The sequence below is a fragment of the Peptostreptococcus sp. genome (genome assembly GCF_036639115.1).
Classification (GTDB): domain Bacteria; phylum Bacillota; class Clostridia; order Peptostreptococcales; family Peptostreptococcaceae; genus Peptostreptococcus.
In genome coordinates this window covers 263,073-278,813 of sequence record NZ_JAVWJH010000001.1, presented here as the reverse complement: position 1 = coordinate 278,813, position 15,741 = coordinate 263,073, and the positions used below count along the sequence as shown (strand labels likewise).

At 28.1% G+C, this 15,741-nt stretch carries 14 protein-coding genes; 1 reads left to right on the top strand and 13 read right to left on the bottom strand.

Translation table 11 applies throughout. The features are described 5' to 3' along the window. Positions 1–220: 220 nt before the first annotated feature. The 6 genes from RR561_RS01105 to RR561_RS01080 form a co-directional block, all read right to left on the bottom strand. Positions 221–1,237: a lysylphosphatidylglycerol synthase transmembrane domain-containing protein gene (locus RR561_RS01105; RefSeq protein WP_332505593.1), complete on the bottom strand. Its 1,017-nt coding sequence runs from the start codon at positions 1,235–1,237 to the stop codon at positions 221–223. A gap of 17 nt (positions 1,238–1,254) precedes the next feature. After that, positions 1,255–1,947, bottom strand: coding sequence for a polysaccharide deacetylase family protein (locus RR561_RS01100; RefSeq protein WP_332505592.1), 693 nt, complete (start codon positions 1,945–1,947; stop codon positions 1,255–1,257). Positions 1,948–2,228: 281 nt separating this feature from the next. Next, positions 2,229–3,383 carry an MGDG synthase family glycosyltransferase gene (locus RR561_RS01095; protein WP_332505591.1) on the bottom strand — a complete coding sequence of 385 codons (1,155 nt, stop codon included), beginning with the start codon at positions 3,381–3,383 and terminating at the stop codon, positions 2,229–2,231. A 411-nt stretch (positions 3,384–3,794) separates the two neighbouring features. After that, a complete protein-coding gene (locus RR561_RS01090) occupies positions 3,795–4,658 on the bottom strand; it encodes a CPBP family intramembrane glutamic endopeptidase (RefSeq protein WP_332505590.1) in 864 nt (287 codons plus the stop codon). 50 nt (positions 4,659–4,708) lie between these two features. Then, the gene (locus RR561_RS01085) at positions 4,709–6,715 is read right to left on the bottom strand and encodes a cell wall-binding repeat-containing protein (RefSeq protein WP_332505589.1); all 2,007 of its coding nucleotides are present in this window, start codon (positions 6,713–6,715) and stop codon (positions 4,709–4,711) included. 325 nt (positions 6,716–7,040) lie between these two features. Further along, positions 7,041–7,589 carry an NfeD family protein gene (locus tag RR561_RS01080; protein WP_332505588.1) on the bottom strand — a complete coding sequence of 183 codons (549 nt, stop codon included), beginning with the start codon at positions 7,587–7,589 and terminating at the stop codon, positions 7,041–7,043. Between the two features lie 610 nt (positions 7,590–8,199). Between RR561_RS01080 and fba the strand changes: the two genes are divergently transcribed. Continuing rightward, positions 8,200–9,123 carry a class II fructose-1,6-bisphosphate aldolase gene (gene fba, locus RR561_RS01075; RefSeq protein ID WP_332505587.1) on the top strand — a complete coding sequence of 308 codons (924 nt, stop codon included), beginning with the start codon at positions 8,200–8,202 and terminating at the stop codon, positions 9,121–9,123. 142 nt (positions 9,124–9,265) lie between these two features. Here fba and RR561_RS01070 read toward each other — a convergent pair whose 3' ends face one another. The 7 genes from RR561_RS01070 to RR561_RS01040 form a co-directional block, all read right to left on the bottom strand. After that, positions 9,266–9,769 carry a GNAT family N-acetyltransferase gene (locus RR561_RS01070; protein ID WP_332505586.1) on the bottom strand — a complete coding sequence of 168 codons (504 nt, stop codon included), beginning with the start codon at positions 9,767–9,769 and terminating at the stop codon, positions 9,266–9,268. A 255-nt stretch (positions 9,770–10,024) separates the two neighbouring features. Continuing rightward, positions 10,025–10,642, bottom strand: coding sequence for a hypothetical protein (locus tag RR561_RS01065; RefSeq protein WP_332505585.1), 618 nt, complete (start codon positions 10,640–10,642; stop codon positions 10,025–10,027). Positions 10,643–10,889: 247 nt separating this feature from the next. Then, the gene (locus RR561_RS01060; RefSeq protein ID WP_332505584.1) at positions 10,890–12,071 is read right to left on the bottom strand and encodes a hypothetical protein; all 1,182 of its coding nucleotides are present in this window, start codon (positions 12,069–12,071) and stop codon (positions 10,890–10,892) included. Positions 12,072–12,084: 13 nt separating this feature from the next. Then, on the bottom strand, positions 12,085–13,197 hold the full coding sequence (locus RR561_RS01055) for a zinc ribbon domain-containing protein (protein WP_332505583.1): 1,113 nt from the start codon (positions 13,195–13,197) through the stop codon (positions 12,085–12,087). 170 nt (positions 13,198–13,367) lie between these two features. Next, a complete protein-coding gene (locus tag RR561_RS01050) occupies positions 13,368–14,036 on the bottom strand; it encodes a 5' nucleotidase, NT5C type (RefSeq protein WP_332505582.1) in 669 nt (222 codons plus the stop codon). Between the two features lie 114 nt (positions 14,037–14,150). Then, the gene (locus RR561_RS01045) at positions 14,151–14,849 is read right to left on the bottom strand and encodes a metallophosphoesterase (RefSeq protein ID WP_332505581.1); all 699 of its coding nucleotides are present in this window, start codon (positions 14,847–14,849) and stop codon (positions 14,151–14,153) included. A 22-nt stretch (positions 14,850–14,871) separates the two neighbouring features. Further along, positions 14,872–15,687, bottom strand: a complete 816-nt coding sequence (locus tag RR561_RS01040) for a GTP pyrophosphokinase (RefSeq protein ID WP_332505580.1) — start codon at positions 15,685–15,687, stop codon at positions 14,872–14,874. Between the last annotated feature and the right edge of the window lie 54 nt (positions 15,688–15,741).

Below are 15,741 nucleotides of genomic sequence, written 5' to 3'. Positions count from 1 at the left end.
AGCTCCTACACTCTTATTTAGTGATGAAGCTATATTAAAATTTATTTTTATTAACGCTATTATTTACATCCAAACAATATTATACTAATATTGTTTGGATGTTACAATAGCTTATTAAATTTTTAGATTATTTAATTTATCTTTGCTCAGTATTTTTTTATTTTTTCACCTTATTGCATATTTTTATTCATTTATATTTTCATTTATATTTAAAAACTCTTTATTTTCTCACATATGAAATAAGTGATACTATACCACTTATAATCAAAACTACGTAGAAATTCGCAATTCTAGTCAAAAGCATCCCTGGAACTACAAGACTACCAAAGAAATTTCTAAACATGTCTACAAATACAGATTCACTTGCTCCTACTGCACCTGGAAGCGGAAGTGATGAAACTGCTATATTTAATATTGCTTGAGTCAATATTAAATCCCAAATGCTAAACTTGCTAAGACCAAATCCTATATATATAACATACGGTATCGCAAATAACATAGTTACCTGAATAATAGTCACCAATATTACATAGAATAAAACTTTAGGATGTTTTTTCATATATATTGCCCCACGTTCATATTCTTCAACTGAGGATGAAATTTTTTCTCTTAATTTATCTTTATTTTTTATTAACCTCATTTTGTACAATAACTTGCCTGCAATATTTAATATTTTAAATATCGTTTTTGGCGAAAATATTAAAAATAAGATTCCAAATAATATTATGGCATTGGATATCAATCCATAAGCCAATAATATATGAAAACCAGCCTTATGTGAAACCATAAATTCTGGTTTTACGAACAGCGCTACTAGCCCATAAGCCATAATTACCAATTGGTGAGCAAAAAGAATTATCATCAACCCTAAAGATGATGATGTGATAGATATCCCTTTTCTGTTCATAAAATAAACCTGTGCTGGCTGTCCACCAGAAGACGATGGTGTAATTGAACTAAAATAAAATCCAACAAATCCATACTCAATACAATCTTTTAAGCTTGTTTTTTTGTTTAGGGCCTTCATAGTAATCCAAACATTGAGCCCCTCACAAATTACATATCCTAGCATTAAAGTTATACCTACTAATATATATATAGGCTTTACTGTATGAATTGCTGCCATTACGCTGTCTATTGATTCATCTTTTAGGACATATATTATAGCTCCCACCATTAGAATTACCATGAATCCTAAACCTAATAGCTGACTTTTTTTATTTTGTAATCCTTCCATATAATCTCCTTATAACATTATTCCGGTAAAATAAATTTATATCCCTTTTCTTTTAAACTTGGTATTGCTTTTTTTAGAGCTTCTATTGTGTTCAAAGGTGCGCCTTTTGCTCCACCTGAATTCTCTCCAGCATCATGTAGACATATTATGCTGTTTGAAGTTGTTCTTTGCATCAGTTTTTCATAGATCATATCTGGAGTACTCTTTGCACTCCAATCTTCTGCCATAACATCCCAGTATACTAGTTTCATATTATATTTTTTGACAAACATCAAAGAAAATATATTGGTATGCCCCCAAGGTGGTCTATAAAATAGATCATTTACACCTAGTTTTTTCATTATAGCTGTACTATTTTCAAAGTCTTTCTTTGTATACAAATAGCTATAAAGCATAGCATTTTTATGTTGCCAAGAATGAAGTCCTATCTTATGTCCTTTGCTCTTAAGAAAATTTACTATCTCTGGATTTTTCTGAGCGTTTTGAGCTACCATGAAAAATGTTGCGTGCACATTATTTTCTTCCAATACTTTTGCAAGCTGATAGATATATCTTTTGTCTGGACCATCATCAAAAGTAAGCATAATTTCATTTTTATTTTTTGTTTTTCTAATCGCTTTTTTATTAAATTTCTTATTATAATACGTTGGCACTACTGAGTGTAATATAAATACTACACCTAACCCTAACGTAATTTTCAAAATAGCCATATATAACATCTCCTTGACTAGACTTTTAATCAATTATCTCTCTACTGTCTTATTTGCCATCATATAATATTTTTATTACAACTTCCTGCAATATATAGTGTACTACATATACACAGAAGAAAACAGTTCTTATAAGCTTACTTTCATAATTTTAAAATAATTACTTTTTTATACTCTACTAAACTGTATTTCAAACAAAAAAGGTTGCCTGATACATCGGCAACCTTTTTATATTCTATTAAAGATTTTCTCATCAATGACCATCTAAGCAATTATTTATTCTATAAATTATCTATCTTTTTACCCTCGCTATTGATTACTTGTAAATCCATTGTATATTTATCAAAATACCTAGAATCCAAGCTAGCTACAAAATTATTCATAGATCTCTTTACTTCCTCTGTTCTAGATTCATTGTTTACAAATCTGACTATTCTATCTATACTTTTTTCTGCACTTTCATTTAATACTATACCAAAATTATTATCCTGTATAAAATCTACATTTTTCAATTCATTCGGAAGCTTTGTAAAGAAGGATACTATTGGTGTTAATGAATAAATCGCTTCAAACATTGTTATTCCACCAGGTTTAGTTACTACACAATCTGCATCTTCCATCAATTCACTTACCCTATCAGTATAGCCTAACACAGTTATATTTTCATAACTATTATATAACATATCATATAATTCCTTATTGTTTCCTGCTACGATTGTCGTATGAATACTATACACATCATTTAATTTCTCGTAAAATTCTTTATTATCAGGTAACATTCCAAGACCACCACCCATTATCAACAGCTCTTTTCTCTTTCTATAGCTAGACATCTCTACTATTTTAGATCTTTTTTCTATTACTGTTGGCTGCGATAATTTATAGTAATTTTCTTTAAATTTTCCTGATACAGGTATACCATAAACAACTATTCTATCCTCTGATACACCTTTTTCAATCAATCCCTTTTTACTTTCCATACAAGGTACCATGTACTTATCGGTATAATCTGTAATCCATTCATAATGACTACTAACATCTGTTATACAGGTAATTAATCCAACCTTAGATCCAGTTTTTTTCTTATAATAACTCACGCCTTGAGATACTACAGGAAATGTAGAAACCACTACATCTGGATTTTCTTCTTCAAAAAGTCGTTCACAATCAGATGCAAACTTTCTTGTCATCAAATCTTTGTTTTCTATTTTCTTATCATTTACTGAATAATACGCCCCATAAATATCTTTAGCATACTTTACCACCAAATTAAATCCTTTATATATATATTCTGATAGAACTGGCATAGAGTACTCAAATAAATCAATAATCTTTATGTCAGCATTTTTATCAAATTTTAATATATCTTCCTTTATAGAATTTGATGCAGATAAATGACCCATGCCAAACTTGGCTGTCAAAATCAATACTTTCATAATGCCACTCCTCTCTAATCAAAATATTTTTTATCTCATCTTCTAACTTAACATCATTATACCCTGTAAAACTAAATATATAGCGTATAAATTTCTTAAGTTTTTATAAAGAATTTAATTTTGAAAGTCTATATACTAATTTTGACATTTGATATAAAGTTAACTACAAGTATTAAAATCTCTTATTTAAATCAATTTGCAATATAAAAATAGACTATAAATATTATGAATTTTATTAGAATATATTAATTGATTGCTAAATAAATAAAAAAGGGAAGCTAATAGCTCCCCTTTCATAATTTTTATATTTTCTTTTTTGCTTTAACGTTACTTTTTAGAAGTAAATTAATAATTTTAAGTATTAACATCTTATAATACATCATATCATATACTACTTACACACCTTTATTTTTATATATTCTTAGCTTTAAAGCGATAAGTAAGGCAAGCTAATAATATTGCTATTATATATGCAAATATAGATATCACTGAAGCTTCAATACCAAATTCTCCCCCTGTAATCAAAAATGATTTAGTATCTAGAATATAATTGTATACAGACATATTATCAGATTTATTGGCTATATTTATTAAACCACCAATCATAAATATATTCCAAACAGAATGTATAATTGCACTATTCCAAACACTATCACTTACATAAGCTACTACAGAGAAAAATATACCTACTAAACTGCCTGACACTATTATTTGAACTGCATTAACTAAATTATAATCACTTCCTATAAGATGTATCATTCCAAACACTATTGATGGAATAAAAATGGCAATATACTTATTCCATTTAGCTTCAAAAGCACTGAAGATAAGTCCTCTAAAAACAAATTCTTCTGCAAAGCCCGCACCAATACCTATGAAAAAAATTCCAGCAATAATATTATTAATTCCGTCTTTACTTAAATTATTTAATTTAACTAGTTTTCCTGGAAACTGCATCATTACAAAAACGACTATCACTGGCATAGCTATTGCAAAAATAACCCAAATTGCTTTTATTTTCACACTTGTTATTCTATCTTTAAATAAATCTAATTTCACATATTTTTTGATATAAAATTTTGTTGCTATGAATGTTATGAGAGCATATAGTATCCCTGATAAAATTAGCCCAAACCATTCTCCTACACCAATTTTTATTAATAAATCTTTAGTTGAAATGGAGATTAACTGAGAAAGAATTAAAAAAATAATTGAAATAAATAAAATTAAAATAATTCTCAACAGGCTTACCCTTTTCAAATTTTCTTTTTCCATTTTTACTCCTAACTAAATGAATTAATATTTTTTTAGTTAATCATATTAGACTATCTTATCGAAACAGCAAATCTTCTATTATCATAGTTATAGCATCTATCGACATCAGCTTGAGATTTCCAATAATAAAATGCTTTCTTCCTGTTTCCTCCCGCCTTTTCATGATTGTATGGATCTGCTATATAAAAGCTTTTTTTCACAGGATCATATCCAGTAAGTAACAAAACATGATTATTAAATATTCTTCTTGTAGGCACTCCATCTATAGGTAAAATTTTATATTGTGGCTTGTTCCAATAAAGTGTCATATATGCTACTACGGTATTTCCATTTTGTATTTCTTTTATAATTTGATCTATGGGCTGACCTTGAATATTAACTACATTTCCGTACTTTTGACCGTACTTTGCCAGTGGCTCTGGATCTATTGTAAGAAAACGGAAATTTTCATTTCCATAGGGGCTTCCCACATAGCCATTTGCTGGATTACTGTCAGTTTTTGGCATTACATTGAGGAAGTCTTTTAATCCTATATTGGTATATCCTTTGCCCTGAAGTCCCATCAACATCGAAGTCGCTTCACAACCATTTGGAGCATATACTGGAGAAAGTTGAGAAATATATGGTACACTTGTTACTACTTTTCCAAATGAAACTGGATCATATTCATCAAGATTTTCATTGTCTACCCAACCCTCACGTCTGTCATATCTTATCTTCGTAAAAGAATCATTTTTTTCAAGTACGTCTACAATTTTTTTAGCTTCTATAATACCAACTGAGCTAGTCATATTTGTATCTGAATAAATATTTACACTAGACTTTGTAACTGCATTTTTATAAGTTGATTCTACAGGTTCAGGAGTGTCTGGTTGCAGCATTTCCTTACCTTCTATTAATCTTTCAATATTTTTCTCGACATCCCCTTGAATAGTCTTATCACCACCAACTATTATAGCTTTTTTAATATTTTTGTCTTTTATATAATTCGCTACTGATTCATCAATTCTATTTTTAGATACCAACAGTACTGGTGATTTTGTCATCTGAGCAAGCGTAGATGCTGCAAGGGCATCTGGAAAAGACTCACCGGATGCTATTATTGCCATATCCGATTGCAATCTATTGGCTACTTGAACACTTGTTGCATAGCGATCTACTCCAGAGATTCTATCTGTACTTGCAATATCATATATATTCATTAATTGTTTTTCTAGAGAGTTGGAAATACTTCCGTATCCTCCTACAATTTGCATGTTTTTATCCTTTATATTTTTCACTGTTTCCCTTAGCTCAGGACTTAGTGAGTATTTATCCGTAAGTAATAGTGCTGAGTTTGTAAGTAAAGGTGATGCAGAAAGAGCATCAGGGAAGTTTTGTCCAGATGCAAGTACTACACCTTCTTTTTTACTCTCCTCAAATATTTTTTTGCTTGTTTCATATCTATTTACTCCACCGATTCTTCTCACATTGAGTTTTCCTATTGAATTTAGTTGATTCTCTATATATTCGGAAACTGAATTCTTTCCTCCTAGGATGATTACTTCTTCCGTTCCTAGACGCCTGATTTCATTTTCTAACTCTTCTGTTATTTCATTTCCAACCAATAAAACAGGATATTTTCCATCTGTAATACCTGCCGCAGCAAGTGCATCAGGATAATTTCTTGAATCTGCTATAATTACTTTTTTTGAAGTGACGTTTTGAAACTTACTTATTTCTACAGAAGTCTTGACCCTTTCGCTACTTGATATACGCTTTACTATAGTATCATTATTCTGAAATTTCTTTAGATCGGAATCAATACTTTTATGAATATCTTCTTTTTTAAAATTTGTTACTTTCTCTTTTTTTGTAATTTCAGATCCATCAACTTTTTTATCTACATTATTTTTATCTACATTATTTTTGTCATTTTCATTTACTATCTTTTCAATTTCAACTGAATTTTCATCAGAGCTTTCTGACACTATATCAGTGTCTAGTGCAGATGAAATTGCTAGTGATTGAGATATCATAAAAATTGACATTATTATTGATAGCTTCTTTTTGTTCAATTTGATTACCTCCTTATACTTATATAATTTTCAAATATATTTATATTTATTATTCATGCTACTCAATAGATTTATTTTTCATATTACTTAATTGATTCATACTTTCATATTACTTAATTTTGATATTATATTTTAACAACCAGTGAATACATAATCAATTTATCTTGACTAAGTCAGTAATAATATTGTCTATATTTTATATACATACTCTTGTAAACCTTTATGCTCATTAAACCTTTATTTGATTTTCATAAAACACAAAACTTTTATAAGATATAACTTTATTATTTTTTAGTTTTACCAATATACTCTTAAAATAAGATCTCTACACTTTTTCTATATATAGATACTTACCTTTTATTTCAACTATTTTAACCATATCACCTATTGAGATATTTTTTTGATCTTTTCTTGAATATACCCTTTTTTCCTCATCATCAATTAACACTATATATGCATTATTATTTATGTTTTTTATGATGCTGGCCGTTTGATATAAATACTTTTTTAAATATTTTTTTCTTGAACGTCTGCCATATTCTCTACTAATTATCATAAAAATATTTACGATTACTATACTTTGTATTAAACCATATTTAAAGGCAGCTAAAAAAATAACCAATCCTGCACCAACAAAACTATTAACCACTCCTATAGTCTGTGTTTTTCCTGTTACAAATGGATCTCCGTTATAACTTTCTAAAAAAGCAAAAATTAAAACTATAACTCCACCTACCATTGAAATATAAGAAAACAATGCAATAAGAGACTTATCATCAATATTATTTTTAAGCAATAAATAAATACCAGATGAAATAACTGTCATCAACAATAATGATATAATATCTTTTCTTCTCAATTCAGTTAGATTCATCATAACCTCCTAAATAAAAATAATAACTTTATTTACTTGAATTTGTATTATATATCAAAATTCTAATTTTTATAATTGTAACACTAAACATTTCATTATACTTTATTATAATATTTACATTACAGCTCGCTAAATCATCTATATAACTATTCAACTTTTATATACTCATTTTAAGCTTTCATAATTAAGTGATAGAATCAAAAATCTTTTATTATTTGTTTTTATATTAATTTTTAAAATTATAAAACTATTATATATCATCAAAATAGATATGCTCACCTTAAATTCATTATGAAATAAATCACTTATTTTCTTAATTCAAACTTAATTAAAATATACAACGTTCTATTGTATTAGTCAATATATAAATGCTTAGTTTTTAACAATCAGAAATTACCTGAGCCATTCAGATTTTGATCTTTTTATTTTAATGCTAAATCTAGATAATTATTTAGTATCGTTTTCATAGCAAATAATCAATTTTTATGCTTGAAAATTTAAAATATCAACAAAATAATAGTCAAAATTACACTGAAATAGTAGATATTTCTATTTTTTTTGGTATAATAAGGTTGATGGGTAAGTTTTAAAAGTTTATAAGGAGGATATTATGGCATTAATTAATACTAATGAAATGTTTAAGAAGGCATACAAAGGTGGTTATTCTATAGGAGCTTTCAACATAAGTAACTTAGAACAGCTTCAGGGCGTTCTTCAGGGTTGTAAGGAAAGAAACTCTGCAGTTATAATACAGGCTTCTAAGTCTGCTATCGAGTATGCAGGTATAGATACTTTAGTAGCTCTAGTAAAGGCTGCTTCTGATGAAATAGGTGTAGATTGTGCTCTTCATTTAGATCACGGTCCAAACTTTGATATGGCTAAGATATGTATAGATGCTGGATTTACTTCAGTTATGATAGATGGATCTCATCTAGATTATGAAGAAAATGTAGCTTTAACTAAGCAGGTTGCTGAGTATGCTCATAAGTTTGATGTTTCAGTAGAGGCTGAACTAGGTGTTCTAGCTGGTACTGAAGATGATGTAACTTCAGATGTACATAAATATACTGATCCAGAACAGGCTGTTGACTTTGTAAATAGAACTGGTGTTGATTCACTAGCAATAGCTATAGGTACTTCACATGGTGCATTCAAGTTCAAGGGAGAGGCTAAGTTAAGATTTGATATACTTGAAGATATACAGAAGAAGCTTCCAAACTTCCCAATAGTACTTCACGGTGCTTCTGCAGTTGACCAGGATGTTGTTGCTACTTGTAATGAATTCGGTGGTGATATTGCAGGTGCAAAGGGTATTCCAGTTGAAATGCTAAGAAAGGCATCTTCAATGGCAGTTTGTAAGATAAACATGGATACTGACCTAAGATTATCTATGACTGCTGCTGTAAGAAAGTATTTAGCAGAAAATCCAAAGCAGTTCGACCCAAGAAAGTACATTGGTGCTGGTAGAGATTCTATAAAGAATGTTGTAGAAGGAAAAATAGACAATGTTTTAGGATCTAAGGATTCTCTTTAATAAATAAGATATAAATTCACAAAATAGGGCTGTTATTATAACGGCCCTATTTTTATTTGAATATTTCTGTTCTCTCTTTTTAGATATTTTTTTCTAGATATTTCTTTTTTTCATTTTAAGGTATTTCCATTTTAATAATCTATTATTCAAAACTTTTATCGTATGCCAGTCTTTCTCCATCATCATAAGATATTACTCCACAGTATTTAAAGTTATTCTTTTCTAAAATATGTCTCATTTTTAAATTATCAACAGCTGTATCAATTCTAAAGTAGTTTATATTTTTTTCTTTACTTAAATTTTCTACTAGCTGAAAAGCTTCCGTACTTAATTTTTTCCCACGAGATTCTCCTGCAAATGCCATCCTGTGAACAAGCACATAGTCTTTATCTAGGCTCCAATTTCCTTTTAGATCATCATATGCTTTCTCACCAGCATAATCAATACATACATATCCTAAAATATTTCCTTCTTCTATAATAAAATATCCCCTATTATTCAAAATATCTTCTTTAATAGAATTATTATTTGGATATCCATTTTGCCATTGATTTACTCCTTGCTCCTTCAAATGCGTCTTTGCACCCTCTATTATAGCTATCGCCATATCTATTTCTGATAAATCGACCCTTTTTAATTCAAGCATTTTATTTCTCCTTTTTATGATTTACAAATAGTAATATAAACGATAAACTATTTTAAGCTTATATACAAGTAAATATAAAAATTTAATAAAATATAATCATATCTTACTCAAAAAACTTTCATAAAACTTAAAAAATATCTAAAACAAAATAATCAAATTACTTTTAATAAAATATGTAAAAGAAATACAATTTCAGATAACTTTCTTAACAGCGCTAGGATTATCATTTAAATCCACATTATATCTAAATCTACATTATATTGATAATATATATTTTTCAGATATTTTTTTGCTGGCAGATATAAAGTATCCAATTGTAAATGTTATTATTATAGTTCCTATTCCAAATGGTCCAGAAACCAATATCATAACAATAAATCCCGTTATTTCAATCAACAATCTTGCCCATTTCATCTTCCATGAGAAAAAATTGGAAATTGCAACCATTAGACCGTCTATTGGCATCTTAGGATATCCCGTTGATACATACACACCTGTACTCATTCCAACTATGATATAACCTACAAAAAATAACAATATATTAAATCCTAATCCACTAGCAAGTGGTAAATAACTTACAAATGCCTTTGATACATCAAGCATTAATCCCTTCCAAAGGATTGGAAAAATACATAATAAATTCATTTTCTTGTCCAAAATAGATGCTATAATCCAAAAACTACTCTGTACTATAACTGACCATAGCCCCAAAGATATACTTGTCTGCACATCTAGTCCTGCCATCACTGCGTTCCAAGCATCTAAACCTAATTTACTCTCTATTATCAGTGCTACTCCCAAACAAGTACCACTCAAACCTAAAAGATATATAAATACTTTGTATAAACTCACACTTTCTACTCTTTCTTGCACTAAATTATTCCTCCTTTTTCCTGTATTAATCTATTTATCATTTTTAATAAATTATTATACTCCATGTTTATAATAACACATCTATACAATTTCAAACAAAATTAACTTACTTTGTAATAGGGTAATGATCTCACTTTGATTTTAATCAAGAATTACTATTTAAATATTTCTAAGTATTTAAATAAAATATTATACATTGCTATTTTCAAATAAAAAACAGCTGCCAAAATTAACAGCTGTTTCTGTATTAACTTACTTTACCTTCAAAGGAAAATTCATAGTTTGTTTCATCATAGTATGATGAAAATTCCACCCCTACATTTCCTTCTATCTTTTTCTCTAGAGCTATTATTATTTGAGCATCTAATTGTTGTTTACCTTTACCAACATCAATAGGTGACTTAAAGTCACTAACATCAACAAACCCTGAATATACATTTCCTTTACTATCTGATATAGATTCTGGATACTCCATTATTTTTTCAGTAATATTAATATTTTTGTACCCATAAGTTATTAATAAATATTGTTCAATTTTATGTTCGTTATCACTTTGAAGATTTTTTTTGGTTTCTTCATCCAACTCTTTTGTAATGTCCTTTACTGATTCAACAGATAAAGCCATTTTTTTATCCTTTGAATTTGTTAAATTTCCAAATCCATATTTTTCTTGTGTACTATTCTCTATTATACTACTATCTTCTGTCTTAGTATCTTCACTACTTTCACTATTTTCACTATCTTCACTTATATATTCTGATTCTATTTTAGTTTTTGCTTCTGAAAAATCTTCCATCACATATATTTTTGTAATCAAAACAATTGTAACTAAAGATAGTACTGATATTATCCCTAAAAACAGTTTGTTTTTCTTAATTTTTTTTTCTGATTTATCATTTCCTTTACAATCATCTTTTTTTTCTAATATTTTCTTATAATCTCGATTTATTTTCTCTAATTCTTTATTTAACTCTTCTTTCTCTTTTAAAAATAGTTTATCTATTTCAATTTTTTTATTTAATTTTTTTATTTCATATTTTTTTATATCTAATTCTTTATTTAAATTTATTACTTCTTCTAAAACTGATTCTTTACTTTTTATTATCTTTTTAAGACTATTTATTTCTTTATTGCTATCTTCTTTAAGAGATTTTAATTCTTTATACAACTTATCTTTCTCTAACTTATTTTTTCCATCTGACAATTCAAGAGTCCTCAACAAATTATCTTTTTCATTGATTATTGATTTTTTATCAGATATTATTTTTCTTAGATTTTCTACTTCTTCTTTATTTTCTTTTTCTGATAAACTTACACTATCTAATAAATTACTTCTTTCATCTTTTATTGCATCTAGTCTATCTCCACAATCCATACAAAAATAGTTCTCATCTGTAAACTCTTTTTTACATTTTTTACAAATCTTCATTTATTATTTTCTCCTATCTAGAAATTTTTTCAACCATTACAGATGGTATCGTTATATTTCCACTAAATGACGATTCATATGTTATAGTTCCTGCACTCATCCCAAATATAGTAATATAATCATCTTCTAATATTCTATTATTGCTAACTAGTTCACTAGGAACATTTAAGTATAATACATTGTTAGAATTTCCTCCTACTGCTAAACGATAAGACATATCGTCTTCACCTTCCATAACCTGTACTATCTTCCCACTAAATTTAACCTTTTTATACTTTAGATCATCTGGTGTTCTAGCTAATTGATTATATGTAATACCTGTATCATAACCTTCCTTTTCTTTTCTCTCTTGTGCTTCTTTTTCTTTCCTTTCTTGCTCTTTTCTTTCTCTTTCCTGTTTTTCTTGCTCTTCTTTTTTCTTTTGAGCCTGCTCTTCTTCTTGCTTCTTTCTCTCTTCTGCCTTCATATCAAACCAAGGTCTAGCTTCTTCTATTTTTCCTTCTAAACTTTTAATTTTTTCATCTTTAGAAAGCACTGTATCTTTAATTTCTAGCAATTGATTTTCTAATTCTTCGATTTTCATATCATGATTATTTGTATTTTGATCTGATTTTTCTTTTATTTTACCATTTTCATTCCCTAATGAAACTATCGTTCCAAAAGATATTACTATTATAATAGCTAAAATTGAAATAATTTTATTTTTTTTATCTGAAAAAATTTCTTTTTTATTATTTTTTAAATATATAAATTGTTTTTTTAATCTTTCAATTGAATTTTTTTTATATTCTTCTGACAGTTCTTCATCAGATAATTCTTCTTTCGATAGTTCTTCTTCTAACAATTCTTCTTCTGATAATTCTTCTTCTGATAATTCTTCTTCTGATAATTCTTCTTCTGATGGTTCTTCTTTTAAGCTTTTTTCTGGTATTTCTTCTGCAGTTTCCTCTAAAGATCCTCTTTCAGATACTTCCTTTTTTACTTTATTTCCCAAAGATTCTTTTTGAAAATATCTTTTATCATTTTCATCTGATACTTTTCTTTGTTCGGATAAATTATTTCCACATTTTGGGCAAAATTTAGCATCACCATCCACATCATTTTTACATTTACAACATACTTTCATCAAATTACCTCCATTTTTAAAGTCTTCATATATTCTAACATCTTTTTCATATCTTGTTAATATATTTTAACTTTTTAATTTTTTTTTATTATAATTTATAAATTTTATATAAATTATAAATAAAAAAGAATCTGTTAATAAACAGATTCTTCTCATATATAACTTAAAATTTAAACTTTTAATTTAAACCCTATCTCTTTCCAGTTATTTACCCTTATTAAATTATTTTTTATATTATTAAGCATATTTTTTATATTTTTATCCGAATAACATAATTTATTACTATAATCTGCTGATTTATAAGTGCTTTCGAAATTATCTTCTATTTCTTCCAATACTTCTTTATTATAGTTAGTATCCATAAGAACTACTTTATACCCAGCCTTTAGAAGACTTTTCACATTATTAGGGTCATCTTCTATGAAATAGTCACAGTTAAGTTTTTCAGCCATTTTTACCTTACCAGAATTACCACTCAAAGAGTAAACTCTCGATGAATCAAGCCCTTGACTTTCTATCCAACTTTTAGTTATTTCATCGATATCCTTACTTCTAGCTGTCACATAGTATACTTCATCACCATTTTTCAGGAGCTTGTCTACCACTTCTTTTGCACCATCTAATAGACTGGCTTCCTTATATATATGTGAATACTCCATATCAAAATTTTCATATATATTTTGATATTGTGGTCCATATGTGTCATTCCAATCTATTGAAGTATATTCATCCTTCTTAACGTTTTCACCCGTTAGCTCATTGAGATACGGTATAAAAAAATAAGGGTCTATCATAGTTCCATCTATATCTATACAAATATTTCTACTTTTTTTGCTCAAAATATCACCTCATATCAATATTAATCATTAGATGAAGGTTTTTATTACCTTCGCATTATTAACGATTGTAATATATTTTACAGTTTATTACAAGCTTAAAATAATTGCTATCTACTATTTTATTTCTTTAAGCTTAAAATCTAAATAATCACATGATACTAGGTGATAGTTTATTCCATCTACCTCACCTTTTATACCCAGTCCAAAGCTTTCTTCACCATGCAAATGACCATATATTACATGTTCAGGTCTATACTCCTTGATTACATCTAAAAACATAGTCTTTTCCATAGTTTCATTAGTAGGTGGATAGTGTAATAATACTATTTTTTTCTTGTATCCCGCCTTTTCAGCTTCTTGCAAAGACATTTTTAATCTATTTGCTTCTCTTTTATATATTGTTTCATCTTTTTCTTCAAATCTTATATCATTTGGACATATCCAACCTCTAGTTCCGCATACTGCATAATCACCTACCACCTGATAGTTGACATTCATAAAGTTCATCTTATCATCTTCTTTAAATATCTTATTCAAAGCAGATGCTGTACTCCACCAATAGTCGTGATTACCACGGATCATATATTTACTCCCAGGCATAGATGCTATTATATCCAAATCTGCTTTTGCTTCTTTTACCTTGCTAGCCCAAGATATATCACCTACAATAAATACTATATCATCATCTGATACCCTATCTTCCCAATCACTAAAAATCTTTTCTTCATGATTATCCCAATTCATACCAAAGACATTCATTGGCTTATTTACTGCAGTAGAAAGATGCAAGTCCCCTATTGCAAATATTTTCATCTATTTCCTCCATATTATTTTTCTATTTTATTTCATTCCCATCAAGTATTCTGCCCATTTTAACATCCTTTAATACATGATCTATCTCCGCTTTTAGATCTATAAGACCAGCGATATCGTTTGTCTGAGACATTTTATCCATTTGGTGTTTATAGTAAAAATAATTTTCATTGTCCCCTAGCTCTTTTAATTTGTTAATTCTTGCATATACATCCGTAGTTGCATACTCTTTTTCTGTAAACATTTCTTGAGCCTTTATTATATCTTCTCTTATCTCTCCCATTTCCTGATCTAACCTAAAGGCAGCATCAGCAGCTCTTTTTAATCTTTTTGCCAATTCATCAGGAATATAGTGGTCGTATTTGTACTTCAAAGAGTGTTCAATTGTTGCCCAAAAATTCATTGCTAGAGTTCTTATTTGAACTTCACACTGCAATTCTTTTGGACCATCTATAGTTTCTATCGGATACATTATTATTAAATGATAACTTCTATAACCACTTTTCTTAACATCATTTATATAGTCTTTTTCATTTACTATTCTCATATCCGTTCTTTTCTTAATAATTTCAACTATAGCATATATGTCCTCTACAAACTGACACATTATTCTAATGCCGGCTATATCTTCTATGTCCTCTTCAATATTTGTAGTGTTTAATTTTTGCATTTTAGCCATAATAGAAGATATCTTCTTTGTACGACCTGTTACAAACTCTATTGGAGAGTGTTGCCCTTGTTCAAGGTAATCTTTTCTGATATTTTTGAATTTTATTTTTAATTCTTCAACAGCATTTGAATATGGAGCTATAATTCTCGTCCAACTCCGATAATCCATAGTTTCACCCACTTTCACTTTCTTTTAACTTTTAAATAACTGCTTTTAAAGTAG